General features: G+C 66.7%; 1 protein-coding gene. It reads left to right on the top strand.

The annotated features are described in order from the left end of the window. Nucleotides 1–1077: glycoside hydrolase family 6 protein (locus ACFQO7_RS37710; RefSeq protein WP_376810889.1), on the top strand; the 1077-nt coding region annotated here is incomplete at its 5' end. Between the last annotated feature and the right edge of the window lie 3 nt (nucleotides 1078–1080).

Raw genomic sequence — 1080 nt, 5'->3', positions numbered from 1 at the left:
GACCACCTCGACGAGGCGCTGCGGCAGTACAACGCGGGTTCCGGGCCGCTGACCGTGCAGTTCGTGATCTACAACCTGCCCGGCCGTGACTGCTCGGCCCTGGCGTCCAACGGTGAGCTGGGCGTGGACGAGCTGCCCCGCTACAAGTCGGAGTACATCGACCCGATCGCGGCGATCATGGGGCAGAGCAAGTACGCGCCGCTGCGCATCGTGGCGATCATCGAGATCGACTCGCTGCCGAACCTGGTGACGAACACGAACATCGCCAAGTGCGCGACGATGAACTCCAACGGCGGCTACGTCAAGGGCGTCGGGTACGCACTGAACAAGCTGGGCGCGATCTCGAACGTGTACAACTACATCGACTCGGCCCACCACGGCTGGATCGGCTGGGACACCAACTTCGGCCCGACCGCGCAGAAGCTCAAGGAGGCCGCGGTCGCCGAGGGCAGCACGGTCAACAACGTGCACGGCTTCATCACCAACACCGCGAACTACTCGGCGCTGGTCGAGCCGTACTTCACCATCAACACCTCGGTCAACGGGACCACGGTGCGCCAGAGCAAGTGGGTGGACTGGAACTACTACGTCGACGAGCAGTCGTTCGCGCAGGCGTTCCGGACCCGGCTGGTGTCGGAGGGCTTCAACGCCAACATCGGCATGCTGATCGACACCTCGCGCAACGGCTGGGGCGGCTCGGCCCGCCCGACCGCGGCCAGCACCTCCACGAACGTGGACACGTTCGTCAACCAGTCGCGTATCGACCGCCGTATCCACGCCGGCAACTGGTGCAACCAGTCCGGCGCGGGCCTGGGTGAGCGTCCGCGTTCGGCCCCGGCGACCGGCATCGACGCGTACGTGTGGGTCAAGCCCCCGGGCGAGTCCGACGGCTCGTCGTCGCTGATCCCGAACAACGAGGGCAAGGGCTTCGACCGGATGTGCGACCCGACCTACACCGGTAACCAGCTCAACGGCAACAACCTGACCGGCGCCCTGCCCAACGCCCCGATCTCGGGCGCGTGGTTCCCGGCCCAGTTCGCCGAGCTGATGGCCAACGCCTACCCGCCGCTCTCCTGACCG

This window comes from Catellatospora aurea (assembly GCF_042663325.1).
GTDB classification, from domain to species: Bacteria; Actinomycetota; Actinomycetes; order Mycobacteriales; family Micromonosporaceae; genus Catellatospora; species Catellatospora aurea.
This window is presented reverse-complemented; position numbering and strand designations above follow the sequence as displayed.